The 26,651-nt window shown below is 40.0% G+C and carries 23 protein-coding genes; all 23 read left to right on the forward strand.

Annotated features, from left to right (window positions below; translation table 11 throughout):
- Window positions 1–25 precede the first annotated feature (25 nt).
- A complete protein-coding gene (locus CYP54_RS00245; RefSeq protein WP_103603784.1) occupies window positions 26–1,987 on the forward strand; it encodes a TonB-dependent receptor domain-containing protein in 1,962 nt (653 codons plus the stop codon).
- Window positions 1,988–2,115: 128 nt separating this feature from the next.
- Entirely contained in the window at window positions 2,116–3,462 is a 1,347-nt protein-coding gene (locus CYP54_RS00250) for an FAD-dependent oxidoreductase (RefSeq protein WP_103603732.1), read from the forward strand.
- Window positions 3,463–3,464: 2 nt separating this feature from the next.
- On the forward strand, window positions 3,465–4,178 hold the full coding sequence (locus CYP54_RS00255) for a DUF4272 domain-containing protein (RefSeq protein WP_103603733.1): 714 nt from the start codon (window positions 3,465–3,467) through the stop codon (window positions 4,176–4,178).
- Window positions 4,179–4,223: 45 nt separating this feature from the next.
- Window positions 4,224–5,282 carry an NAD-dependent epimerase gene (locus CYP54_RS00260; RefSeq protein WP_103603734.1) on the forward strand — a complete coding sequence of 353 codons (1,059 nt, stop codon included), beginning with the start codon at window positions 4,224–4,226 and terminating at the stop codon, window positions 5,280–5,282.
- 9 nt (window positions 5,283–5,291) lie between these two features.
- Window positions 5,292–5,870 carry a DNA-3-methyladenine glycosylase I gene (locus CYP54_RS00265; RefSeq protein WP_103603735.1) on the forward strand — a complete coding sequence of 193 codons (579 nt, stop codon included), beginning with the start codon at window positions 5,292–5,294 and terminating at the stop codon, window positions 5,868–5,870.
- The gene (locus tag CYP54_RS00270; RefSeq protein ID WP_103603785.1) at window positions 5,870–6,718 is read left to right on the forward strand and encodes a DNA ligase; all 849 of its coding nucleotides are present in this window, start codon (window positions 5,870–5,872) and stop codon (window positions 6,716–6,718) included. The genes CYP54_RS00265 and CYP54_RS00270 overlap by 1 nt, the downstream gene beginning before the upstream one ends.
- 80 nt (window positions 6,719–6,798) lie before the next feature.
- A complete protein-coding gene (gene galE / locus CYP54_RS00275) occupies window positions 6,799–7,782 on the forward strand; it encodes a UDP-glucose 4-epimerase GalE (protein WP_103603736.1) in 984 nt (327 codons plus the stop codon).
- 8 nt (window positions 7,783–7,790) lie between these two features.
- Complete coding sequence (locus CYP54_RS00280; protein ID WP_103603737.1) at window positions 7,791–9,113, forward strand: UDP-glucose dehydrogenase family protein; 1,323 nt, start codon at window positions 7,791–7,793, stop codon at window positions 9,111–9,113.
- The gene (locus CYP54_RS00285; protein WP_103603738.1) at window positions 9,110–9,550 is read left to right on the forward strand and encodes an ecotin family protein; all 441 of its coding nucleotides are present in this window, start codon (window positions 9,110–9,112) and stop codon (window positions 9,548–9,550) included. The genes CYP54_RS00280 and CYP54_RS00285 overlap by 4 nt, the downstream gene beginning before the upstream one ends.
- Window positions 9,547–10,779: a nucleotide sugar dehydrogenase gene (locus tag CYP54_RS00290; RefSeq protein ID WP_103603739.1), complete on the forward strand. Its 1,233-nt coding sequence runs from the start codon at window positions 9,547–9,549 to the stop codon at window positions 10,777–10,779. The genes CYP54_RS00285 and CYP54_RS00290 overlap by 4 nt, the downstream gene beginning before the upstream one ends.
- An 8-nt stretch (window positions 10,780–10,787) precedes the next feature.
- Complete coding sequence (locus CYP54_RS00295) at window positions 10,788–12,914, forward strand: STT3 domain-containing protein (RefSeq protein WP_103603740.1); 2,127 nt, start codon at window positions 10,788–10,790, stop codon at window positions 12,912–12,914.
- Complete coding sequence (locus CYP54_RS00300) at window positions 12,914–14,431, forward strand: MATE family efflux transporter (RefSeq protein ID WP_103603741.1); 1,518 nt, start codon at window positions 12,914–12,916, stop codon at window positions 14,429–14,431. The genes CYP54_RS00295 and CYP54_RS00300 overlap by 1 nt, the downstream gene beginning before the upstream one ends.
- Entirely contained in the window at window positions 14,432–15,193 is a 762-nt protein-coding gene (locus CYP54_RS00305; protein ID WP_103603742.1) for a glycosyltransferase family 25 protein, read from the forward strand. It begins immediately after the preceding gene.
- On the forward strand, window positions 15,194–16,126 hold the full coding sequence (locus CYP54_RS00310; RefSeq protein ID WP_103603743.1) for a glycosyltransferase family 2 protein: 933 nt from the start codon (window positions 15,194–15,196) through the stop codon (window positions 16,124–16,126).
- Window positions 16,123–17,181, forward strand: coding sequence for a glycosyltransferase (locus CYP54_RS00315; protein WP_103603744.1), 1,059 nt, complete (start codon window positions 16,123–16,125; stop codon window positions 17,179–17,181). The genes CYP54_RS00310 and CYP54_RS00315 overlap by 4 nt, the downstream gene beginning before the upstream one ends.
- The gene (locus CYP54_RS00320) at window positions 17,178–18,221 is read left to right on the forward strand and encodes a glycosyltransferase (protein WP_103603745.1); all 1,044 of its coding nucleotides are present in this window, start codon (window positions 17,178–17,180) and stop codon (window positions 18,219–18,221) included. The genes CYP54_RS00315 and CYP54_RS00320 overlap by 4 nt, the downstream gene beginning before the upstream one ends.
- Window positions 18,218–19,342 (forward strand): N-acetylgalactosamine-N,N'-diacetylbacillosaminyl-diphospho-undecaprenol 4-alpha-N-acetylgalactosaminyltransferase, encoded by a 1,125-nt coding sequence (gene pglJ, locus CYP54_RS00325; protein ID WP_103603746.1) that lies wholly within the window; start codon window positions 18,218–18,220, stop codon window positions 19,340–19,342. Before CYP54_RS00320 ends, pglJ begins: the two co-directional genes overlap by 4 nt.
- Entirely contained in the window at window positions 19,335–21,434 is a 2,100-nt protein-coding gene (locus CYP54_RS00330; RefSeq protein ID WP_103603747.1) for an STT3 domain-containing protein, read from the forward strand. The genes pglJ and CYP54_RS00330 overlap by 8 nt, the downstream gene beginning before the upstream one ends.
- 2 nt (window positions 21,435–21,436) lie before the next feature.
- Window positions 21,437–22,552, forward strand: coding sequence for a N,N'-diacetylbacillosaminyl-diphospho-undecaprenol alpha-1,3-N-acetylgalactosaminyltransferase (gene pglA, locus CYP54_RS00335; RefSeq protein ID WP_103603748.1), 1,116 nt, complete (start codon window positions 21,437–21,439; stop codon window positions 22,550–22,552).
- Window positions 22,545–23,150: an undecaprenyl phosphate N,N'-diacetylbacillosamine 1-phosphate transferase gene (pglC, locus tag CYP54_RS00340; RefSeq protein WP_021091777.1), complete on the forward strand. Its 606-nt coding sequence runs from the start codon at window positions 22,545–22,547 to the stop codon at window positions 23,148–23,150. Before pglA ends, pglC begins: the two co-directional genes overlap by 8 nt.
- Window positions 23,137–23,727: a UDP-N-acetylbacillosamine N-acetyltransferase gene (gene pglD / locus CYP54_RS00345; RefSeq protein WP_103603749.1), complete on the forward strand. Its 591-nt coding sequence runs from the start codon at window positions 23,137–23,139 to the stop codon at window positions 23,725–23,727. Before pglC ends, pglD begins: the two co-directional genes overlap by 14 nt.
- A gap of 49 nt (window positions 23,728–23,776) precedes the next feature.
- Complete coding sequence (gene pglE / locus CYP54_RS00350; RefSeq protein ID WP_103603750.1) at window positions 23,777–24,868, forward strand: UDP-N-acetylbacillosamine transaminase; 1,092 nt, start codon at window positions 23,777–23,779, stop codon at window positions 24,866–24,868.
- Entirely contained in the window at window positions 24,869–26,650 is a 1,782-nt protein-coding gene (gene pglF, locus CYP54_RS00355) for a UDP-N-acetylglucosamine 4,6-dehydratase (configuration-retaining) (RefSeq protein ID WP_103603751.1), read from the forward strand. It abuts the gene before it with no gap.
- Window position 26,651: the final 1 nt, after the last annotated feature.

Genomic DNA, 26,651 nt, shown 5'->3' on the forward strand with positions numbered 1-26,651 from the left:
ATTTAAACTCTCTCTTGCAGCAAGCATAGCAGTTTGTGCAAATGGGGCAGAGAGCGTATTAAGTGGTGTTGAGGTAACAAGTAGTAGTGGCGGATACGGCGTTGATGACATCAAAATTTCAACTAGAAACGCTGGTCTGGTAAAAGATGTGATGAGAGATATTCCTGGTGTTTATGTTGGTGGCACAAACGGCATGAATCAAAAAATTTACATGAGGGGCGTGAGCGACCGCGGTCTAAATATAACGATAGACGGCGCAAAACAAAACGGAAATACATTTCACCACAATGCTGACTTACTAATCGATCCAGATCTTATAAAAGCCGTTGATGTCGAAGTTGGCTCAAAATCAGTCGTAAATGGCTCAGGCGCACTTGGTGGTTCGGTCGCCTTTAAAACAGTAGATGCAAAAGATTTGCTAGAAAGCGGCGAGATTATTGGAGCTAAAATCCGCTCAGGGTATGCTTCAAATAGCAGCGAATTTTCTCAAGGTCTTATGCTCTTTACAGCCCCAGTTGAAGGGCTTGACTTTATAGCTGCTATTAATCACAAAGGCTATGACTACGGCAAAAGTGGCAACAAAAAAAAGATAGGAGGCGATGGAAACGACCTTAGCTATCTTTTAAAGCTTGGCTATAGCTTCCTTGATGCGCATAAAATTTCTATCTCAAGAGAGCATAATGAATTTAAGGGCATTTATCCTTTAAGAGCAGAATTTGGTAGTTCGCATGCAAATGATGACCACCGCAAATACGAGCGCGATACGACAACGCTAAAATACGAATACAAGCCTAGTAATCTTTTGAATTTAGAGGTAACGGCATATAATACCGAGCATAAAAAAGATGATCCGGTCTTAAAAATTTTAGGCGTAAAGACAAACGGCATAAATGCAAAGGCTAAGAGTATAGTCGAGACCGGCGCTTTGACGCAGACGCTTAGATACGGCGCTGAGTTTTACCAAAGTAAAAATTTTAACAAGCCAAATAATCACTATCCTGAAAAGGTAAATAACTACTCAATCTATGCGGAAGATGCGCTAAATTTTAGCTCGCTAACCATCACACCAGGCATCAGATACACCCATCACGAGCTAAAAAGCTACGACGGCAGAGCTGGAAATGTAAAGAGCTACACCTATAAATTTAATGAATTTACCCCAGCGCTTGCGCTTGATTATGAGATCATTAAAGGGCTTAATGCATTTGCAAGCTATGCAAGAGTCTTTAGAGGGCCTGATGTCATGGAGTCGATGATGGCAAGTGGAAGCAGCAGGGGCAGAGCCTTAAATTGGTCGGCAAATAAGGATCTAAAAGCGACAACTGGTAATAGCTACGAAACTGGTCTTAAATATCATGGCGACATAAATGAAGTTAGCTCATATAGCCTCTCTGCAAAATATTTCATGACAAAATATAAAAATTTAATAGTTGATAACAACGCAGCAGGTGGAGGTGTAAATCAAACTTTAGTTAGGATAAACGCTGGTGGCGCTGATATAAGCGGCGTTGAGCTACTTGCAAGGCTAAATTTAGACGCACTAAGCCTAGCTGCTAGCTACACTCATCAAAATGTAAAATATAAAGATAGAGTAGCAAACCCAGCAAGGGGCGGATACTACACCTCAAACGTTATCGGCTACCGAGATCAGGGCGATAAATACACATTTAACGCAGAGTATGCATTTTCTAGCATTGATACGCTAGTAGGCTACAACCTAATCTACTTTGCATCAAAAAATACCATCTCGGCTGGTAATGACGAAAGTGTGAATATACCAAGCTACGCAGTTAGCGATATCTACGCTACCTATTCACCAAGCAGCGGTAAATTTAAAGGCCTTGAGATAAACGCTGGAATTTACAACCTCTTTAACAAAGCTTATACTTCACAATCTCAAAGATTGGCTACATATACAGGCGACTCAAATTTCATAGACTGGGAACCAGGTAGAAATTTCAAGGTGAACGTATCTTATAAATTCTAACTTCAAGGCAAGGTGAGAACCTTGCCAAATTTCTCTTTTATATAAAAATTCTAGCTTTTTTCACTATGCTGTTTGTTTTAAAATTAATATAGTATCATTTTGGCGACTAAACTTTTTTGGGAGAAAAAATGAGGCAGAAGCACTTTGAAGTGGTAATTGTCGGAGCAGGCATTAGTGGGACGGCGCTCTTTTATGAGTTGGCTGCATTTAGCGACATAAAAAAAGTCGCACTTTTAGAAAAATATGACGGCGTAGCTACTCTAAATTCAAACGGCAAAGGCAACTCACAAACCATTCATTGTGGCGATATCGAGACAAACTACACACTAGAAAAAGCAAAAAAAGTCTCTCGTGTGGCAAATATGCCAGTAAAATATGCTCTAAAATACAATCTTGATGGCAAGTATATGTTCGCTCATCAAAAGATGGCACTAGCTATCGGAGATGCTGAAGTAGAGCGCATGAAAGAGAGATATGAGAGTTTTAGAGAACTTTTTCCTTACCTTGAAATTTATGACAAAGAGAAGTTAAAACAAATCGAGCCAAACGTCGTTTTTGACGCAAATGGCAATGAAAGGTCAGAAAACATCATCGCCATAGGCACGCAAAATGGGCAGTTTACGACAATGGACTTTGGTGGCTTAGCAAACTCACTTGTGCAAAATGCCATAAATTTAGGCGCAGATGGCTATGAGATCAGTCTAAACTCAGAAGTGACTGATATAAAAAAGGCGGGTGATACATTTCACATAAAGATAAATGATGGTGAGGTGATCACTGCAAACTACGTCGTAGTAGATGCTGGAGGACACTCGCTATTTTTGGCTCACAAGATGGGTTATGGGCTTCATCTTAGCACATTGCCCGTTGCTGGAAGCTTTTATTTCGCAAAAAAACGCTTACTAAACGGCAAAGTTTATATGGTGCAAAACGATAAGCTGCCATTTGCCGCGCTTCATGGCGATCCAGACATCCTAGCTAACGGCAACACTCGCTTTGGACCAACAGCCCTAGTCATACCAAAACTAGAGAGATATCACGGCTGTTCAAGCTTTTTTGACTTTTGTAAATGCCTAAAATTTGATAAAAATGTCTTTGAAGTCTTTACAAATCTTTTAAAAGATAGCGACATCAGATCTTATATTTTAAGAAATTTCTTATTTGAAGTGCCATTTATCAATAAAAAAGAATTTGTAAAAGATGCTAGAAAGATCGTACCAAGCCTAAGTGAAAACGATCTGAGCTATGCTGTAAATTTTGGCGGCGTAAGGCCACAAGTTATCGACCGTAATAAAAAGTGCCTTGAGCTTGGCGAGGGCAAGATAAGCACAGGCGAGGGCATAAGTTTTAATATGACTCCAAGTCCTGGGGCTACGAGTTGCTTTGAAATAGCAAGAACTGATATGATCGAAGCCTGTAAATTTTTAGGTAAAAATTTTAACGAAGAGAAATTTAACGCTGAGTTTTTTGGATAAAAATGGGAGTGTTTGATATTTTTAAAAAGGGTGCGGATATGCCAAAAACAGCGCAACAAAGAAAAGATGAGAGTATAAAAATTTTAAAAAAAGAGGGCGTGGCTGTGCTTGAGAGTCTGCCGCTAAGGTATGACAATAGCGAGGTTGTGCCAAGAAGCATTGATGAGATCATTGCTCGTGCGGTTTGCTCATTTACAGCGATCATGTGTGCTTGTACGATTCGTGATGAAGGCTCTTTGGGCGAAGAAAATATGGCGTGGGCAAAGAGCTTTTTAGGTGATGCCTACGAGGGGCTAAGCGTAAAAGAAAAAGAGGTCGTAGAGGGCAGGGCTGATATAAATTTGGCCGTAAATATGGGCTGGAAGTATGAGTCGCTTTGGATCTTGCTTTGGGCGCTTGGCATAGCTAAAGATATCGGAGAGATGGATAAAATTTGCGACTGTGAGTTTGTGATGGATGTCTTTAGAGAGGGCGGGCTAAAAAACCGCTCAAAACTACGCAGTTTGGATGAAATTTTAAGCAAACTTGACCTAGTTTATCGCTATCACTGGGCGTGTGTGGACGCAAGGATAAATGGCAAAAAGGTTGCTGGGCTTGACGAAGAGGTCGTTATGGAAAGACGTGCAGGGCTTGAGTGGTTATGTTGCAAAGGTTGGGAGAATGACGATTTAAGAGCTGAATTTAACGCTTGGGATTACCCTGATCTAAATACGTAAATTTACATTTTTGCACTAAAATAAGCCAAAAATGAAAGGAAAAATATGAAAATTTTAGTAACTGGAACAGCTGGATTTATAGGATTTCACTTGGCAAATGCACTCATAAAAAGAGGCGATGAGGTTGTTGGGTATGACGTTATAAATGACTACTATGATGTAAATTTAAAGCTCGAGCGCCTAAAAACGGCTGGCTTTGAGACTAGTGAGATAGAGTATGGCAAGCTTATCACCTCAAAAACGCATCCAAATTTAAAATTTATAAAAGCAGACCTCGCTGATGAAAAGACTATGAAAGAGCTTTTTACTAAAGAAAAATTTGACGTAGTGGTAAATTTAGCCGCACAAGCTGGCGTTCGCTACTCGCTCATAAACCCAAAAGCTTATATAGACAGCAACATCACGGGCTTTGTGAATATCCTCGAGTGCTGCCGCCACAATGAGATCAAAAATTTAGTCTATGCAAGCTCTAGCTCGGTTTATGGCCTAAATGAGAACATGCCATTTTCTACGCACGAGGCGGTAAATCACCCTATAAGCCTCTACGCAGCGACTAAAAAGAGCAACGAGATGATGGCGCACACTTATAGCCATCTATTTAACGTGCCAACAACTGGACTTCGCTTTTTTACAGTGTATGGACCATGGGGACGTCCTGATATGGCACTATTTTTATTTGTTGATGCAGCGCTTAAAGATAAAACTATTGATGTCTTTAACTACGGCAAGATGAAGCGCGACTTTACCTACGTGGACGACATCGTAAAGGGCATCATTAAGTGCATCGACAACCCTGCTAAGCCTAATCCAAACTGGGACGCAAAGCACCCAGACCCTGCTACTTCAAAAGCTCCTTTTAAGGTCTATAATATCGGTAACAACAGCCCAGTCGAGCTCATGGACTATATCAAGGCGGTTGAGATAAAGATCGGCCGCGAGATCAAGAAAAATTTCCTCCCACTTCAAGCAGGCGACGTACCAGCGACATTTGCTGATGTGAGCGATTTGGTGGCTGACTTTGACTACAAGCCAAATACAAAAGTAAACGACGGCGTGGCTAAATTTGTCGAGTGGTACTGCGCGTTTTACGGAGTTAAGATTTAAGGGACGCAGATGAGGCGATGCGAATGGGCAAAAGGCGAGCTTGATATAGCTTACCACGATAACGAGTGGGGCAAAGTCGTAAAAGATGATAGAAAATTTTTTGAAATGATAGTTCTGGAAGGATTTCAGGCGGGACTTTCGTGGCATGGGGTACTTCAAAAAAGAGAGGCTATGAGAGAGGCGTTTGATGGCTTTGATCCAGAGAAGATCAAGCATTACGGCGAGGCTGAGATAGCTAAATTTATGCAAAATGAGAGATTGATTCGCAACAGATTAAAACTAAAATCACTCTCTGCAAATGCCATTGCATTTTTATCCGTAACGCAAGAATTTGGTAGTTTTTATGACTATTTGTGGGGATATTTGTTAAGAAAATTTGACCCAAAATTTGACGGCAAGCAGATCATAAATCACTATCAAGATATCAAACAAGTACCAGCCACTACGCCAATGTCTGACTTTGTGGCAAAGGAGCTAAAAAAGCGAGGGTTTAAATTTCTAGGCTCTGTTAGCACCTATGCATTTTTGCAAAGCGTGGGCGTTGTAGACGATCATCTGGATTATTGCTTTTGCAAGGCAAAAGCTTGATTAGAATATTTTTTGCGGTTTTACTCCTTTTAAATTTTGCATTTTCTCTTGACCTGCTGCGACTTAGCGAGTATAAAGATCAAAATGTCAGTGGCTGGCTAGCTAGCGAGAAGCTTGATGGCGTGCGTGCCTACTGGGACGGAGAGAATTTACTCTCAAGACAGGGCAAAAAGCTAAATGCACCGCTAAGTTTTACTAAAAATTTCCCAAAATTTGCGCTCGATGGCGAGCTTTATGCTAAAGAGCTTAAGTTTGAAGAAATTCAAGCAACAGTGATGGATAAGTTGCCAGATGAAAAGGCGTGGAAAAGGCTTAAATTTCACGTTTTTGACGTGCCAGAGGCAAGTGGTGGCTTGCTTGACCGTCTTGAAGTTTTGGCTAAATTTCTAAAAAATGAGCCAAATCACAATTTAATCATCATAAAACAGATAAAAATGCGAGATAACGCCCAGTTTTTGAAATTTACTGAAAGTATCATCGCAAAAGGCGGAGAGGGAGCAGTCGTACGTGAGCCAAATTCACCGTACGAGCGAAAACGAAGTAAAAATGCACTGAAATTTAAAAAATTTAAAGATGCCGAATGCGAGGTGGTTTCCATAAATAAAGGTCGCGGCAAATACGCAAAATTTGCTGGCTCGCTTACCTGCAAAGCGCTTGGCGGCAAAGATGACGAAGAAAAAGCTGGCGAGCCAAAATCTGGCACTATCTTTAAAATAGGCTCAGGACTAAGCGATGAAAAGCGCCAAAATCCCCCAGAAATAGGCTCTATCATCACATATAAATTTCAAAATTTAACAGCCAAAGGCAAGCCAAGATTTCCAATATTTTTAAGGGTTAGAGAAGATTAAAATTTATTCAAAAGCCTTGCTTTACTTTTGCTTTACCCTATTTTTGATAAAATTAACCACTTTTTACGAAAGGCTTAAACTTGAAAATTTTAGTAACAGGTGGTGCTGGATACATCGGCAGCCACGTAGTAAAAGCACTTTTAAAGCAAGGCAATGATGAGATAACCATCATCGATAATCTCTGCAAGGGCTCACAAAAAGCACTTGAGGCGCTCCAAAAAATCGGAAAATTCAAATTTATAAATGCAAATTTAGAAGATGATCTAAATGAAATTTTTGCAAATGGCAAATTTGATGCGATCATCCATTTTGCAGCGTTTATCGAGGTCTTTGAGAGTATGAGTGAGCCACTAAAATACTATCTAAACAACACCGCAAACGTCGCAAGAGTACTAAAATATGCTAAAACTTACAATGTAAATAAATTTATATTTAGCTCAACTGCCGCAGTTTACGGCGAGCCAGACGTGGCAGAAGTTAGCGAAACAACGCCTACAAATCCGATAAATCCATACGGCAGAAGCAAACTCATGAGTGAGCAGATCATCAAAGACTACGCCGCGTCAAATAAAAATTTCAAATTTGCAATACTTCGCTACTTTAACGTCGCAGGCGCGGACGAAGAGGGGCTTATCGGTCAAAACTATCCAAACGCCACGCATCTTATAAAGGTGGCTGTGCAAACTATACTTGGCAAGCGTGAGAGCATGGGTATCTTTGGCGATGACTACGCGACAAAAGATGGCACATGCGTTAGAGATTACATTCACGTTAGCGACCTAGCAGACGCGCACATAAGCGCACTTGAATATATCGGCCAAAATGGCAGTGAAACCTTTAACGTAGGATATGGCAGAGGATTTAGCGTAAAAGAGGTGATCGAAACCGCAAAAAAGGTAAGTGGGGTAAATTTTAAGGTGCTAAACGCGCCAAGAAGGGACGGCGACCCAGCTATCCTTATCTCAAACGCAAGCAAACTGCGCTCGCTAACAAGCTGGAAGCCAAAAAGAGATGACCTAGCGCTCATCATAAAAACCGCCCTTGAGTGGGAAAAGAAAATTTAGGGAAAAATATGAAAATAGCAGTAATTGGAACCGGATATGTTGGGCTAGTAAGTGGTGCATGCTTTGCTAAGATGGGTAACAGCGTGATCTGCGTTGATGTTGATAGTAAAAAGATCGAAGCACTAAAAAACGGCGTCGTGCCGATATATGAGCCAGGGCTTGCTGATATCGTGAGTGAGTGCTACAAAAATGGCTCGCTTAAATTTAGCACGCAGATAACCGAGGCGCTAGAGCATGCAGATGTGCTATTTATCGCAGTTGGCACGCCTATGGGCGCTGATGGACAGGCGGATTTAAAATACGTCCTTTCAGTTGCAAAATCTATCGGAGAAAATTTAAGTAAACCACTAATCGTAGTCGATAAATCAACCGTTCCAGTGGGCACTGGAGCTAAGGTGCATGAGGTGATCGAGAGTGAACTTAAAAAGAGAAATGCAAAGGTTAAATTTGAAGTAGTCTCAAACCCAGAGTTTTTAAAAGAGGGCGCGGCGGTTGAGGACTTTTTAAAGCCTGATCGCGTAGTTATCGGGGCTAGCAGCGAGTGGGGCTTTAGCGTTATGAGAGAGCTTTATGAGCCATTTATGAAAAATCACGACAGACTCATTTGCATGGACGTAAAGTCAGCCGAGATGACAAAATACGCTGCAAATTCGATGCTAGCAACCAAAATAAGCTTTATAAACGAGATAGCAAATATCTGCGAACGTGTGGGCGCTGATGTAAATTTAGTAAGAAAGGGCATCGGCAGCGACTCAAGGATCGGATATAGCTTCATCTATCCAGGCTGCGGATATGGCGGCAGCTGCTTTCCAAAAGACGTCGAAGCACTCATCTACACAGCTAGACAAAATGGCTTTGAGCCAGAGCTTTTAAATGCAGTCGAGTCAAGAAATAAGGCTCAAAAAAGAGTACTGTTTGATAAAATTTATAACTTCTTTGGCGGCGATCTAAAGGGCAAGACGATCGCGCTTTGGGGGCTTGCATTTAAGCCAAATACCGATGATATGAGAGAGGCTAGCTCGCTAACTTTGATAAAGCTTTTAGACGAAGCTGGCGCAAAAGTGGTCGCTTATGATCCAAAATCAAGCGAGGAAGCTAAAAAATATATACCAAATTTAGATGTAAAATATACTAAAAATAAGTACGATGCGCTTGATAACGCTGATGCTATGGTACTTGTAACCGAGTGGAGTGAGTTTAGATCGCCTGATTTTATGGAGATCAAAGAGAGGCTAAAAAATGCTGTCATATTTGATGGGCGCAACCAATACAACGCTAAAATTTTAGCTGAGCATGGATTTAAGTATTTTCAAATCGGAGTAAAGGCATGAGAAAATTTTTACTTTTTATCGCAGCTTGCGTGCTTCCCTTTGCACTTTTGGCAAGCGAAAATGCGCCAAAAACCGAGGAAAATATCTTTGAGCTACCCATCTCAAAGATGCCGCCTGATTATTTTAAATACGAAGTCGCTTTTTTTAAAGAGATAGAAATCGACTGCAACTTCGCCTTTTTACTCGGCGGAAAGCTCGAAGAAAAAGAGGACGCGCGCGGGATTTATTACGAATTTAGTGGCGGAGATGAGCTAGCGCAAACGATGATGTTATGCAAGGACGGAAAGAAAAAGAGGCGGGTTTATTATGAGCTCACTAAAATTTTACCAAGCGTTAGCCCTATTAGGATCATAACTCCAAAAGGTGTAAGTGCGGAAATAAGAATGTATGAACGCGTAAAAAAGATAGAAGCAAAAAAGAAAGGAAAAAGTAAATGAAAATAGCAGTAGTAGGACTAGGATATGTGGGACTTCCACTTGCAGCAGCTTTTAGCGAGAAGTACGAAGTAGTGGGCTTTGATGTAAATGCAAAGCGTATAGAAGAGCTTAAAAATGGCTACGATAGAACGCTTGAACTTAGTAATGAACAGATGAAAAAAGCTATCGATAATGGCATGAAATTTAGCCTAAATTTAGAAGACATTAGAGATTGCAACTTCTTTATCGTAACCGTTCCAACTCCGATAGATAAGAACAAGCGCCCTGATCTAACTCCAGTCGTAAAAGCAACCGAGAGCGTGGCAAAAGTGCTTAAAAAAGGCGACATCGTTGTCTATGAAAGCACCGTTTATCCAGGCGTTACAGAAGAAATTTGCGTGCCACTTCTTGAAAAAAGTGGGCTTAAATTTAACAAAGACTTCTTCTGCGGCTACTCACCAGAGCGCATAAACCCGGGTGATAAAGAACACACAGTGACAAAGATCAAAAAAATCACAAGTGGCTCAACCCCAGAGATCGCTGATAAGGTCGATGAAATTTATCGCTCAATCATCACAGCTGGCACTCATAAGGCCTCAAGTATCAAAGTAGCCGAGGCTGCAAAGGTCATTGAAAACACACAGCGTGATATAAACATCGCCTTTATAAACGAGCTTGCGATGCTTTTTGAAAAGCTTCATATCAACACTATTGACGTACTTGAAGCTGCTGGTACGAAGTGGAATTTCTTAAATTTCCGCCCAGGTCTAGTTGGTGGTCACTGCATCGGTGTAGATCCATACTATCTCACTCACAAAGCTCAAGAGGTAGGCTACAACCCTGAAATGATCCTAGCAGGCCGCCGTATCAACGACGATATGGGCAGATACGCAGCTGATCAGGTTATAAAACTAATGATAAGAAAAGGTGTGCTTATCAACAAAGCGCGCGTGCTTGTTCTTGGTATGACATTTAAAGAAAACTGCCCAGATATAAGAAATTCTCGCGTTATAGACGTAGTTGATGAGTTAAAAGACTTTGGCTGCAAGGTTGATGTGACCGATCCTTGGGCTGATAGCGCTGAGGTAAAACACGAGTACGGCTTTGATCTAGTAAAAGAATATAACCTAGATGACTACGACTGCATCGTGATCGCCGTAGCTCACAATGAGTTTAAAAAGCTAAATTTAAAAGGCCATTTAGTTTACGATATAAAAAATATCTACCCAGAGGCTGACGCTAGGCTGTAAGGAATTTAGTGCACAAAGTAAGCGTAAATTGTAAAATTTTACTTATATTTCTGGCTGCTTATCTGTTTGGATTTGCGGCTAGGATGCTTTGGGTATTGTGGGCAAAGGATATGCCAGAGTTTTACTTTAATGGCGAGTTTATGCTTACGACAAATGACTCATACTACTACGCAGAAGGTGCTAGAGATATGCTGGCTGGCTTTCATCAGCAAAATGACTTTAGCCCCTTTAATCACCCAATCTCAACTATAGTTTTTTATATTTGCAAAATTTTTCCTTTTAAGATCGAAAACGTGATGTTTTACATGAGCGCCTTTTTAGCTCCTCTTATCACACTTCCAGTCATTTTAATATCAAATGAGCTTAAGGCGCTAAAAGCTGGGGTTGTGGCAGCGTTTATGAGTGTTATCTTGCCAAGCTATCTTTCAAGGACATCGCCTGGATATTTTGATAGTGACATGTTAAATGTCACATTTGCGCTTTTTATCATCTATTTTTTGATCAGGCTTTTGAACGCAAATGAACAAAAATTTATCGTTTTGCCTGGAGTTTTTGTATCGCTTTATCTTTGGTGGTATCAAAGCTCATATGCACTTATTTTAAGTATTTTCTTTATGTTTTTACTATATACGCTAGTTTTTATGCGAGATAGATTGCAAAATTATCAAGCGATATTTTTTATGTTTATAAGCATCGTAAGCTCAAATGTTTTTACTAAAGATCCACTAATAGCAAATAAAATTTTGATTTTTAATTTAGTGGTTATTGCTTTATTTTTCTCTCTTTTTTGTAAATATAAAAATTTACTCTCAGCTAGAAATTTAGCCATTTTTCTTACTTTAATGCTAGCTATTTTTATCTATTTTGGTGGTTTTGATTTCATTACTTCAAAAATTGGTATTTATGTTTTTAAAGGCAATGAAATTCTTAGCGATAAATTTTACTTTATAAATGAGCATAATTTCATCAGCGAAGTAAAAAGTGCTAGTCCTTTGTATTTTATCTATTTTATGTCGGGAAATATTCTTATACTGCTGGCAGCTATTATTGGATACTTGCTGCTTTGCTTTAAATTTCGTCCATTTTTACTTACTTTGCCAATGCTTGGACTAGGACTCCTCTCTTTTTTTAGCGGAGTTAGATTTGTTATGTACGTAACACCACTTGTTGCGCTTGGTTTTGGGTATTTTTTGTATTTTTTTTTAAATTTATTTGATCTTAGAAATTCTATTAAAAATTTATCACTTTTGGTTTTTGTCGTAGCCGCTCTTACTATAAATTTAGATTTTGCTTATTCATATAGGCCAAAGACTGTAATTAGCCGTGATGAAGCAGTAGCGCTTGATGGGCTCAAAAAGGTCACAAAGCGCGATGATTATGTATTTTCATGGTGGGATTACGGATATGCTATAAGGTATTTTGCTGATGTTATGACTTTGAACGATCCTGGCAGACAAGGTGGCGAAAATAATTATTTTGTTAGCCTTGCTTTGAGAAAAGATGAGGTATTTTCGGCTAGACTTGCAAGAGTGGCAGTTGCGTATAATGACATCTCGCTTGAGCAAAATGTAAGGCCAATAGATAAAATTTTAAAAGACTACAACACAAGCGATATAAATACTTTTTTGAGTCAGCTTGAAAGCGAAAATTTCACTCTGCCAGCTGCAAAAAAAGAGGTTTTTTACTATCTTGTGCCAAATATGATTGACATCGCACCAAATATCTTTAGATATAGCTATATCGACATTACAACTGGTAAAAGGCAAAAAGAGGATTTTTATCATGTTAGTGCATTAAATGGCGTTAGCGAAGCTGGTATCGACCTTGGAGACGGCTATACTTTGCCTACAAATGATCAAAAAATTATCATGCATAACGGTGAGAAAATAGCCGTAAAATCATTTTATAAAGTAAAAGGATCTGGAAAAGATTTACGAATAGATGAAAAAATTGTAGATGAAAATGCTAAAATTTATGTCATTTTTTTGGAAGATTATGCGCGGATATTATTGCTTGATGAAAATGTTTTTAACTCATCTTTTGTACAGCTTTTTATATTTGAGCGAGCTGATGAGCGATACTTTGAGCCATTTGTCATCTCAAGTGGCGTAAAAATTTACAGGTTAAAAATCTAATGCTAATCAATCTAATAAGCTCAATCGTTGTTTTTGTCGTATCAATGGGCATAAATTTCTTTCTTACGCCATTTATTTTAAAAAGCCTTGGCAACGAGGCTTTTGGCTTTGTGGGTCTTAGTAACGCGATCGTTAGCTACGCAGCAGTCATAAGTGTAGCCATAAACTCGGTTAGTGGGCGCTTTGTCGCTCATGCGTGGCACAAAAAGGATCTAAGCCTTGCAAACACTTACTACTCATCAGTGCTTGTTGTAAATATCTTCTTTTGCGCTGTTGTAGTAGTGCTTAGCTCGGTTTTTATCATAAATTTGCAAAGCTTTTTAAACGTCCCTGAAAAATTACTCTTTGATGTGAGAATGACCCTTGTTTTTTACTTTATAAATTTCTGCGTCGGTCTATTTAATGGCGTTCTTACAGTTTGCGCATTTGTGACAAACAAGCTTTATCTGCTCTCCATCAGAAATGCCATCTCAAGTGCGATCCTAGCGATCCTCATCGTGGCGCTCTTTTTCTTTTTTAAGCCATTTATCTCATACATCGCTATTTCAGCACTTATGGCAAGCCTTTTTGTCTTTTTTAGCACCATTTTTATGTCAGCTCGCATCACGCCAGAGCTAAAATTTAGCCTTAGTAAATTTGACTTTTCTAAGATCAAAGAGTTTCTAAGCTCTGGCATTTGGAACAGCTTTAATGCGCTAAATCGTATACTTTTAACAGGCATGGACCTATTTATTTGCAACATTTTCGTAAATGCAAACGCCACCGGCCTTCTTTCTGTCGCCAAGGCCGCCCCTATCATACTTGAGAGCTTTGTAGCGCAGCTTAGCGGTATCTTTGCGCCAAAATTTGTCGAGCTTTACTCTAAAAATTTGATCACGGACCTCATAAAAGAGGCCAAATTTTCGATGAAGGTGATCGCCTTTGTGATGAGCGCTCCGGCCGCATTTTTTGTCGTTTTTGGGCTGGATTTTTACACGCTTTGGCTACCTTTTAAAAGCGTAGATGAGGTCAAATTTATCTACAACGTCTCGATGATAACGCTAGCGCCGATCGTCTTTATAAGCTTTGTTTTTTCGCTTTTTAACCTTGATAGCGCGACAAACAAGCTTCGCCGCCCAGCCATTGCCAACACCATTCTTGGCGTTAGCACGATCATAGCACAGATCGCGCTGCTTAAATTTAGTGGCTACGGCGTTTACGGCATCGTCATCGTCGCAGCCATTTTTTATAGCATTAGAATTCTTGGCTTTGACCTTATAAACGCTGCTTTAAATTTAGAGGTAAAGCTTACCACCTTTTGCGGGGTTTATTTTAAAAATTTAGCCGTTTTTGCGCTCTGTGTGCTTGCGATGTTTGTCTGCAAGGACTTTGTGAGCTTAGATAATTGGCTAAAATTTGCAATTTTTGCTGCGATATACGCCAGCGCAGCTTATATTTTGGGATATTTTTTGTTTTTTAATGCCTTTGAGCGAGGCATAGTCTGGCGTAAAATTTTAAAAAAATTTAAAAGGTCTTAAATGGATGAAATTTACTTGATCTCTTTGGCAAAAGACACCAAAAGGCGTGAGCTTTTACAGCAGAGATTTGGCTCTTATGATAGCTTTAAACTAATAGACGCAATAGACGGCAGGGAGCTAAACGCAAGGGAGTACTACAAGATCATTTCGCCATCATTTAAAGCTTACGGTAAGATTTTAAGCCCAGCAGAAGTCGGCTGCTCGCTCTCGCACGTCAAAGCTTATGAGGCGTTTTTAGCAAGTGATGCAAAATTTGCTCTCATCTTTGAAGACGATGTGATAGGGGGTGACCTAGCGATAAAAGAGGCCTTTTTTGTAGCCAGCAAGATGCCTGAAAATAGCGTGCTCATATGTGGCATGCAAGATGGGCTAGAGGGCAGGTTTAGCGCCTTTGGCAAAAAGGTGGATACTAGCCTAAGTAAGCCACTTTGGCAGATCTCAAAGCACTCATTTTCAAGCATTTATAGAGCAGGGGCTTATGTGCTAACTAAAAAAAGCGCTAAAAATTTGCTTGAAATCCATAAACGTGCGCTTTGCACGACCGATGTTTGGGACTATTTACTAGGCGTTAATGATATGCAGATGTATTTTTGCGACCTTTTTGCACACCCAACAGATCTTAGCGGCTCAAACATCGAGGGCGAGCGCCTTGAGAGGGGATACAACGCAAATTTAAAGGCCTATATAAAAACAATTAAATTTATACTTTTCTCACGCCTTGAAAAGCTTCAAGGCTATGAGAGAATTTTTAAAAGGAGCTAAATGAGCGAGCCATTAATAAGCATCGTAACAGCGACTTACAAGCGTCCAGAGCTTTTACAAAAGGCCATAAAAAGCGCTCTAGCTCAAAGCTACAAAAACCTAGAGATTATAGTCACTGACGACGGCGATGACGAGAGTGCGAGAGAAATTTGCAAGAGTTTTAACGACGCAAGGATCAAATTTGTAAAAAACACAGCCCACAAAAAAAGCCCAAATGGCAACAAAAATAACGGCTTTGATAACGCAACAGGCGAGTTTGTCTGCTTGCTTGACGATGACGATGAGCTTTTACCTGAGGCGATTGCTAAGTGCTATGAAATTTTAAAAAGTGGCGAGTATTCGTGCGTTTTTGCAGACGCGATCTGTGAAAAAGATGGCGTGATGACCGAGATGATAGCTGGTAGAAGCCCATATAACAAGAGTGGGGCGATGAGTAAGGTTGATTATCATTGCGGGCGGATAAATGGCGAGTATTTTAAGCTTTTTTCGCGTGAATTTATAGACGGCTTTAGGTTTGATGAGAGCAGTTTTGGTGGCGAAAATGAGCTTTATATCCGCTTTTTTGAAAAAAATGTCTTTTATCTTAAAAAGCCACTTTACATCTACCGCATCGCAAGAAGTGATAGTGCGACACTAAATGCTGGCAAGTACGCATTAAACGTAGCAAACGCTTACATCAAAACAGCAAATCTGCACTACGACATTGCTATCAAAAACGAGCCAAAATTTCTAGCTATACAGTATAAAAACGCTGCTTACTACGCCAAAATAGCAGGCGAATATGGCCTTATGCTAAGGTGCATCTTTAAAAGTCTTAGCATTAAATTTAGTAAAGAAGCGTTTATTTTCTTACTGCTTAGCCCACTTCCAAGTGGCATTTTGCCAGCACTTTCAAAGCTTAGAGTAAAAATCAAACAAAGGTTTGGTGTATGAGGATATTATTTGTCACATCAACGCTTAGAAGTGGCGGTGCGGAACGAGTTTGCACGGTGATCGCATCAAGATTTAGCATGGATCACGAGGTGAGTATTGTTAAATTTGACAAGGACGAACCATTTTACGAGCTAGCAAGTGGCGTGAAGCTCATAAATTTAGGTGTTGGGGCTGATGAGCTTGGTTTTTTTGGAAATTTAAAAAAGAGAGTTTTAAAGGTGCTTGCCTTAAGAGCGCTCATAAGAGAAGGCAAATTTGACGTTGTAATATCCTTTTTAGATGCCGTAAATACATTGGTGCTCTTTAGCTCAGCAGGGCTAAAAACGCCTATTATCATAAGCGAGCACACAAACTATCTTGCACCAAAAAGAGCTATTTTTAAGGTGTTAAGACGCCTTAGCTACCCATTTGCAAACGCACTTAGCGTCTTAAGCGACGAGGATCTTGGCTACTACTCTAAATTTTGCAAAAATGTGATGAAAATTTATAACCCACTCTTTGAAGAGGTGCGCAGTGAGAGCTTTGCTAAAGAAAATTTAGTCATCTTTGTTGGCAGGCTAAATAAGATAAAAAACTGCGAAATGTTTGTAAGAGTAGCTGCAAGCTTAAAGCAAAGCGGCTATAAATTTGCTGTCGCTGGAGATGGCGGTGAAAGAAAAAAGCTAGAAAATTTATCTAAAAACTTGGGTGCTGATGTGGAGTTTTTAGGAAATGTAAGCGACATAGCCTCTCTTTATAAAAGGGCAAAGGTGCTACTCTCTTGCTCAAATTACGAGGGTCTTGGAAACACATTGATAGAGGCGATAAACTATGACTGCGTGAGGGTTGCGACAAAGACAAGCGGTGCAAAAGAGCTTATAAAAGATGGTTTTGATGGCTTGCTATGCGAGATAAATGATGCAGAGCAGATGAGCGAAAAGCTTGCAAATTTACTGCAAGATGAGGCAAAAATGGGCGAATTTGTCAAAAATGCAAGGGCTAGACTTGATGAGTTTAGCGTGGAGCAAATTTATAAAAAATGGCTGGAGCTTTTAAGACTTGGAGGTGTGAAGTGAAAATTCTTTTTGTCATCGCCGCACTTAGAAACGGCGGGGCCGAGCGCGTGCTAAATGTGCTTGCAAATGAGCTTTGCAAAGACAATGAGATCACTATCGCCATGCTTGAAGAGGATCTTGGACTTTATAAATTTAGTGAAAAAATAAACATCATAAATCTTAACGTCACTGGCTCAGGAGTCGCTTTAAAATTTAAGAAAATTTTCGCCCTTAGAGCGCTTTTTAAGGAGCAAAGGGCTGATCTCATAATGAGCTTTATCGACTGGACAAACGTCGCTTGCGTGCTGGCAAATGCTGGGCTAAAGAGCAAACTAATAGCAACCGAGCACCACGAGCACAGCTACTTAAAAAGCAAAATCGCAAGCGCTATGCGTGATATTAGCTACCGCTTTGTAGATGGCTTAAGCGTGCTAAGTAAAAGCGACTACGACTACTATAAATTTGCCAAAAACCGCGAGGTCATCCACAATCCACTCTTTATCGATGTGCCTGAAATTTGCGAGAAGCAAAATGTCATCTTAAGCGTGGCAAGGCTGGAGGCGGTAAAGGGCTATGATATCTATTTTGAGGCGCTTAGCAAGGTGGATAAGAGCTTGCTTGATGGCTGGGAGATAAAGATCGCAGGCAGTGGCAGGCAAGAGGCCGAACTGAAGCAAATGGCATCAAATTTAGGGCTTAACGTCAAATTTCTAGGTCACATGAATGACGTTACAAAGCTTTATAACGAGGCAAAAATTTTTACTCTTTGCTCAAGAAGCGAGGGGCTTTCAAACGTGCTAATAGAATCAGGCGCTTTTGGTTGCGCTAGGCTAAGCAGCGACACCGTGGGCGCAAGGGAGCTTATAAATGACGGCACGGACGGACTTATCTTTAAAAATGGTGACGCAAATGATCTAAAAGATAAGCTTGAAATGCTTTTAAAAGATGAAAATTTAAGGCAAAAACTAGCAAAAAACGCCAGCGAAAGTGCAAATTTATTTAGCAAAGAAAACATCATCAAGCAGTGGCGAGAATTTATAAAAAAGGTTGTTGGTAAGTGAAAAAATTAGCCGTTTTTTTATACTCGATGGGGCCTGGCGGAGCCGAGCGAAATGTGGCAAATTTACTGCCATTTTTGATCAAACATTATGATGTTCATCTCATCTTAATGAGCAAGGTCATCGCTTATGAGATCCCAAGCGAGGTGCAGATCCACTTTATAGAAAATAGCTATCCTTACGAGAGTGGGCTAAAGAAGCTTGCAAGGCTCTTTTTAGCGATGCCAATGCTTGCCTTTAAGTATAAAAAGCTTTGTCAAAATTTGGGCATAGATATGCAGTTTGTGCTGATGAACCGCCCATGCTACATTGCTGGGGTTGCTAGGATTTTAGGGCTAAAGGCTAGGCTAGTTATAAGCGAGCGAAGCTGTCCATCGGTCCTATATAAAGACGATTTAAGCGGCAGGGTTAATAAATTTTTACTCACTCATCTTTATAAAAAGGCTGATCTAATTCTTGCAAATGCAGCTGGCAATAAAGAGGATCTGGTGCGAAATTTTGGCATGAGCGAGGCAAAAACAAAGGTGCTTTATAACGCCCTTGATCTAAAAACTATAAATTTGCTAAAAGATGAGCCGCTTGATGGCGATTTTAAGCCATTTTTCATAAACATCGGCCGCCTTGATAGCGGTAAAAATCAAGCCATGCTGATAAAAATAATAGCTTTGATTAACGACCCTAGAGCCACGCTTGGCATCCTTGGTAAAGGGCCTTTAAAAGATGAGCTACAAAATTTGATAGACAAATTTGGCGTGGGTGATCGAGTAAAGCTCCTTGGCACTGATAAAAACCCATTTAGGCACATAAAAAACGCTTCTTGCTTACTTTGTGCCTCGCGTTTTGAGGGCTTTTCAAATGTCTTGCTTGAAGCACTAGCGTGCGAAAAAACAATCATCTCAACCGAGCATAAGAGTGGTGCAAAGGAGCTTTTGGGCGAGAGCGAGTTTGGCATCTTAGTGCCTGTTGATGACGAAAATACGATGAAAGAGGCGATGATAAAGGTGCTTAATGCGCCTGAAATAAGGCAAAATTTTGAAAAGGTTGCGTATAATCGGGCTAAATTTTTTGATAGTGAAAATATAGCGAGCGAGCTTATAAATTTTTTGGAAAATCCTAATGAATAGAAATTTATTTTTTAAAAATTACTCTTTATACTTGATGATATTTGTCGCAGTCCTTTTTGGCATGGTTTGTAGGCTCTACTGGGTCTTTTGGGCGAGTGAATATCCAGTCTTTTTCTGGAACAACGAGCTAATGATCAGTACAAACGACGGCTACGCATTTGCCGAGGGAGCAAGGGACATGCTAGCTGGCTTTCACCAAGAAAACGACCTTAGCTACTACGGCTATCCGCTCTCGACGCTTACTTACTGGATCGTGAAATTTCTGGGCGTCAAGCTTGAGACGGCGATGATTTATATGAGCGTATTTTTCTCATCGCTTGTCGCTGTGCCAGTCATTTTGATCGCAAATGAGTATAAGCTCAAATTCGCTGGCTTCATCGCCGCACTTCTTGCTGTCATAGCAAACAGCTACTACAACCGCACGATGGCAGGTTACTACGATACTGATATGCTCATCATCCCACTTAGCGTCTTTGTCGTCTGGGGACTTATTAGAGTACTTGAGAAAAAGGACGCAAAGAGCCTGATAATCGCACCTTTAAGCGTGCTTATTTACATGTGGTGGTATGCGAGTGCATTTTCGCTTATTAGCATTTTAACTGGGCTATTTTTACTTTACACGCTCATCTTTGATAGGAAAAATCCACTTTTTTACCTTGAAATTTCACTGCTTTTACTTGCTATTTCGAACCTTGATCTAATGCTTAAATTTATTGTTATCATCGCTATTTATGCGTTTTGTCTTTTTAAAAAAGAGGTGATGAATTTAAAATTTGCTCTTGGTATTTTGGCAGTTGTTTTTATTGTTTTTGTAATTCGTGGCGGACTAAATCCGATTATTTTTCAGCTTAAATTTTACGTCTTTAGAGATGCGCCTGAAGTTGGAGGCATGAGCTTTCACTTTTTTAATGTCAATCAAACCATCCAAGAGTCAAGCATCGTTGATTTTACGCTATTTTGCGAGAGGATCAGCGCAAATGTTATCACATTTTTGATCTCGCTTGCTGGCGTTGCTCTTTTTTGCTTTAAATACCGCTCATTTGCCGTCTCGCTTGGCATGCTAGCACTTGGCTTTTTGGCATTTAAAAGTGGCCTTAGATTTACCATTTACGCTGTGCCTATCATGGCGCTTGGTTTTGGCTATTTGGTGGAGTTTATACTTTTAAATTTAAAGCTAAAAGGAGCGGTGCTAAATCTTGCGAGAGCTTTTATAACCGTGCTTGCTCTTACTCCAGCGCTCATTCATATCTATGGCTACAAAGCTGAGCCAGTTTTTGTGCACAAAGAGGTTGAAATTTTAAATAAGCTAAAAGGTATCGCAGGACGCGAGGACTACGTGGTTGCGTGGTGGGACTATGGATATCCGATCAGATATTACAGCGATGTTAAGACGCTCATTGACGGCGGAAAGCACCTTGGACGTGAAAATTTTGCCGTGAGTTTTGCGCTTGGAAGCGATGAGATGAGCTCGGCAAATATGGCAAGGCTTGATGTAGAATACACTGAGAGAAATTTTAAAGAGCGATTTAATGGCAATTTGGCTCAAATTTTAAAAGAGAGAAACACAAGTATTGATCAGTTTTTTAGTGATATAAAAGAGGCGAATTTTAGCCTGCCAGCAAAGACTAGGGATATTTACTACTACTTGCCAGATAGGATGCTTAGTATTTTTCCGACCATTTTGCAATTTAGTAAGATCGATCTAAAAAGTGGTAAAAATTTAAACAACGGACTTTTTATCGTCACAAGAGCGATCTCTCAAAATGAAAATGGCATTAGACTAAATGGTGGATTTACGCTCACAAGTGATGTCACAAATTTGATCTATGAAAATAACGTCTTGCCGCTAAGATCTTTCATAGAGACTGATTATAACGAGGCTGGCAAGCTAAATGTCAAAGAGTATAAAAATAACGAAAGCTCAAATATTTCTGTCATTTTTATGAGGGATTACGGTAGGTTTATCATCCTTGATGAAAGCATCTTAAATAGTGCATACATCCAGCTTTTTGTACTTGAAAGGTACGATCCAAAAATTTTTGAGCCAGTCATACTCGATGGGGCGGCAAAAATTTATAAACTAAAGAGGTAAAAATGGCAAAGATAGGGTTTTTAAGCCACGCTGACATGAGCATACACTTTTTTAGACGACCTATTATGCAAGCTTTAAAAGATATGGGGCACGAGGTTTTTGCTATCGCTCCAAAAGGTGACTTTACTGACGAGCTTGCTAAAAGCTTTCACTCTGTTACCTACGAGCTTGACAAGGCCAGTCTAAATCCACTAACCGTCATAAATAACTCAAAAAAACTATCTCAAATTTTACGTGAGCTAAATTTAGACCTGCTTCAAACTGGCGCCCACAAGTCAAATGTCTTTGGCACATTTGCTGCTAAAAACGCTGGTATAAAGCACGTGATAAATTTGGTTGAAGGCCTTGGTAGCTTTTATATCGATGATGATCTTAAGACAAAGGCTGTGCGTTTTATCATGGAGAGCCTTTATAAGCTCTCTTTTGCAAAGGCCGATGCTTGCGTGTTTGTAAACGACTCGGACGCTGATTATATGATTTCAAAAAATTTGATAGATAAAAGCAAAGTTTGCCGCATAAAAAGTGTTGGTGTGGATACAAATAAATTTGATCCAGCTATCACGCAAGCGGCAGACTTGGGTGAAAAAAAGGTCATTTTAATGGTCGCCAGAGCCATGTGGCACAAGGGCGTTCGAGAATTTTACGAGGCAGCTGAAATTTTAAATGGCTACAAAAACTGCGAATTTGTCTTTGTGGGAGAGGGTTTTGCTGGTAATAAATCAACCGCAGATAAAAGCTTTTTAAAAGGTGGCAAGGTGCGACATCTTGGCGCTAGAAACGACATACCACAGCTTTTAAAGGCTTCTTACTTGCTGGCACTCCCTAGCTATAAAGAGGGTTTTCCAAGAACGGTTTTAGAGGCGATGAGTATGGCTAAAGCAGTCGTTGCTAGCGATGTGACAGGCTGCAACGAAGCAGTAAAGGATGGCTACAACGGGCTTTTATGCAAAGTAAAAGACGCAAATGATCTTGCTGACAAGATAAAAATTTTGCTTGATGATGAGGAGCTTTGTGCTAGACTTGGTCAAAATGGCAGGGACTGGGCAGTTAGCGAGTTTGACGAGAAGCAAATCGCAAAAAGATATATAGAAATTTATAGGAAATTTATAGATGTATAGAAATTTTTTAAAGAGGGTGATTGATATTTTGGGGGCTTTGTTTTTGCTCATTTTAACGTCACCTATCATCATAGCAACGGCGATTTTTATCTATTTTAAAGTAAGCCGTGATGTTATTTTCACGCAGGCAAGACCAGGTCTTAATGAGAAAATTTTTAAAATTTATAAATTTAAGACGATGAGCGATGAGCGTGACGCAAATGGCGAGCTCTTGCCAGATGAGCAGCGTCTTGGTAGATTTGGTAAGCTAATCCGTTCGCTTAGTCTTGATGAGCTACCACAGCTCTTTAACGTGCTAAAGGGCGATATGAGTTTTATAGGGCCAAGGCCACTCTTGGTTGAGTATCTACCCATCTATAACGAAACACAAAAGCACCGCCACGACGTACGTCCAGGTATCACAGGCCTAGCGCAGGTAAATGGCAGAAACGCCATAAGCTGGGAGAAAAAATTTGAGTATGACGTCTATTACGCTAAAAATTTAAGCTTTATGCTTGATGTAAAGATCGCTTTGCAGACCATCGAAAAGGTGCTAAAACGAAGTGGCGTCAGCAAAGAAGGGCAGGCTACGACGGAGAAATTTAATGGCAAAAACTAAGAAAATTTATATCTACGGAGCGAGTGGGCATGGCCTTGTAGTGGCTGACATCGCTAGAAGCAACGGCTATGATGAGATAGTTTTTTTAGATGACGCTAGTGAGTTTAAATTTAGCCCAGAGCTTGAAAAAGCTGACATCATAATAGCCATAGGTGACAATAAAACTAGGCAAAAGATCAGCCAAAGGGTAGAGTCCGCTGGCTTTAAGATAGTAAATTTGATCCATAAAAGCGCGGTTGTGAGTGAGAGTGCCGTGATAGAAAAAGGCGTAGTTATCATGCCAAATGCCGTGGTAAACGCAAAAGCTTGCATAAAAGAGGGCGCTATCATAAACTCTGGTGCGGTGATAGAGCATGAGTGCGACATAGGTAAATTTGCTCACATCAGCCCAAATGTAGCCCTTGCTGGAAATGTGAGCGTGGGCGAATTTACGCACATAGGTATCGGCTCAAGCATCATTCAAGGTATAAGTATTGGCAAAAACTGCATCATCGGCGCTGGAAGCGTGGTCGTTAGAGATATAAAAGATGACACAAAGGCTTACGGCGTGCCAGCGAGCGAGCGCGCTAAGATATAAATTTAAAAATAAGTGCTAAAATCGCTAAAAAATCACGAAAGGTATGAACATGGATAGGGTTTTTTTATCTCCGCCAAACATGAGTGGAAAAGAGCAGGAATATATAAAAAAAGTTTTTGAAAGCAACTATATAGCGCCACTTGGTGAGTATGTAAATAAATTTGAAGAAAGTATAAAAAACTACACTGGGGCAAAAGATGCACTAGCACTAAGTGCTGGAACTGCGGCGCTTCACCTAGCACTTCGCGTCCTTGGCGTAAAAGAGGGTGATTTTGTACTAGCTTCTAGCTTTACTTTCATGGCTTCAGTCTCACCTATACTTTATGAAAAAGCAACTCCAGTATTCATAGACTGCGATGAGAGCTGGAATTTAAGCCCAGAACTACTTAAAAAAGCAATATCAAATTTACCTAAAAAGCCAAAGGTATTGGTCGTCACTCATCTTTATGGTCAAGCTTCAAAGATGAAAGAAATTTGTGAAATTTGCCAAAACGAGGGCATCGCTTTAGTTGAAGATGCAGCTGAAGCACTTGGCGGATTTTACGGCGGTAAGGCACTTGGCACATTTGGCGTGATGGGCGCATATAGTTTTAATGGCAACAAGATCATTACTACTTCAGGCGGTGGCATGTTGATTGGAGATAGCGAATTTGTGGAAAAAGCTAGATTTTACAGCACACAAGCAAGAGAGCCACTACTTCACTACGAGCACAAAGACTATGGCTACAACTACCGCTTAAGCAACGTTCTAGGCGCTATTGGCATGGCACAGATGGAAGTTTTAGAAAAAAGAGTTGAGCAAAAGAGAAAAGTATTTGAAATTTATGAAAAAGAGCTTGGCGGTATTTTAGAATTTATGCCAGAGCTAGCAAATTCTCGTGGTAACAGATGGCTCACAACTGGCGTTTTTGCTAAAAAAGATGCACATTTAAAAGTTATCAAAGCACTAGCAGATGAAAATATTGAGAGTCGCCCACTTTGGAAGCCTATGCACTTGCAGCCTGTATTTAAAGGTGCGTTAAGCTTTATCGATGGATATAGCGAAGATCTATTTTCAAGAGGAATTTGCTTGCCAAGTGGCAGCGATATGAGTGAGCAGACACAAGAAAGAGTGATAAAAATAGTCAAGGAAAATGCGTAAATGTTTCATGCAACGAAGTTAAAAAGGCTCGTATTTTTCCTTCTTGGCGATGTTTTTATATTTATCTTTTCAATATATGCGGCTTATCTTTTAAGATTTAACGCCGACATCCCAGATATCTACGTGCAAGGGCTTTTTGTAACGGCTGGATTTTTGATCGTATTTAAGCTCTTTTTTATGTGGATGTTTAAAATTTACAAGGTACCGTGGAGGTTTTTTGGATTAAACGAAGCAAGAAAAATTTTCCTAGCTCACGTTTGCTCAGCGGTTTTATTTACGATCATTTTTTTTATCATTCAAGATTTTTTAAATCCGTACCCAAGAAGCGTTATTTTCATTGATCTTCTTATTTCATGCTTACTTGTTGGGCTTTTAAGAATTTCAAAACGTATGGTGCTAGACTTTTCAAACAAACCTCACAAAGGTGAGCCTTGTATCGTTATAGGCGCAACGTCAAAAGCGCTTCACGTCTTGCGTGGCTTAAAGCAGGGCTATCTTGACTACTACGCAGTTGGCGTGGTAGATGGCAGAAGTGACCTTGTTGGCACATATTGTGATGGATTTTTAGTTCAAGATAAAAAAGATATACCAAGCCTTATAAAAGATTATGACGCAAAGACCGCTATCATTGCGCTTGCGCTAGATCAAGACGAGCTTCAAGCCTTAGTTGATGAGCTAAGCGGATATGGCATAAGAGATATGAAGCTCTTCTCTCTTATCGAAAATGAGCCGATCAAGGATATCTCGATCGAAGACTTGCTAGCTAGAAAGCCAAAAGATTTAAACCCAGAGGCTATTTCAAATTTTTTAAAAGATAAAAGAGTGCTTGTCACTGGAGCTGGCGGTAGTATAGGAAGCGAAATTTGTAAGCAATGCTTAAAATTTGGTGTAAGTGAACTTATAATGGTTGAGCACAGCGAGTTTAACCTTTATAAGATAGGCGAAGATACAAAAGATAAAAGAACTATTAGCAAGCTTGTAAATATCACAAATTTAAAGGACTTTGAAGAAGTTTTTGCTGACTTTAAACCTGAGATCGTTATCCACGCGGCTGCATATAAGCACGTGCCACTTTGCGAGCTAAATCCTCGCTCAGCAGTTGAAAACAACATCCTTGGCACAAAAAATGCTGTCGATATTTCTAAAAAATATGGCGTTAAGAAATTTGTCATGATCTCATCAGACAAGGCTGTGCGCCCAACAAACATAATGGGTACAACTAAACGTGTTTGCGAGCTTTATGCACTAAATTCAAATGAAGCAGGTGTATGCGAGATAGTTTGCGTTCGCTTTGGTAACGTTCTTGGCTCAAGTGGATCTGTCATACCTAAATTTAAAGCGCAGATCGCTGCAAATAGGCCACTAAGTGTCACGCACCCAGAGATTACAAGATATTTTATGCTTACATCAGAAGCTTGTCAGCTAGTCCTTCAAGCAGCCTCTATCGCAAAAGGTGGCGAGCTTTTCGTGCTTGATATGGGTGAGCCTGTTAAGATCGTTGATCTTGCTAAAAAGATGCTTCTTCTTTCAAACAAAGAGCATTTGGGTATAGAATTTGTAGGTCTTAGACCAGGCGAGAAGCTTTATGAAGAGCTGCTTATCAACAAAGATGACGTTCAAACCAAGTATGAATCAATCTTTGTAACGCATTCAGAGCCTTACGATTTAGCGCTTTTAAACTCGCAGATAAGTGAGCTTTTGCAGCTTGAGGATAATGAGATCGCACCTGCACTTAAGGTGATCGTGCCTGAGTTTAATCACGCATTAAATTTAAAAGGTTAAA

Origin of the sequence: Campylobacter concisus (assembly GCF_002914005.1) — a bacterium.
GTDB lineage: Bacteria > Campylobacterota > Campylobacteria > Campylobacterales > Campylobacteraceae > Campylobacter_A > Campylobacter_A concisus_N.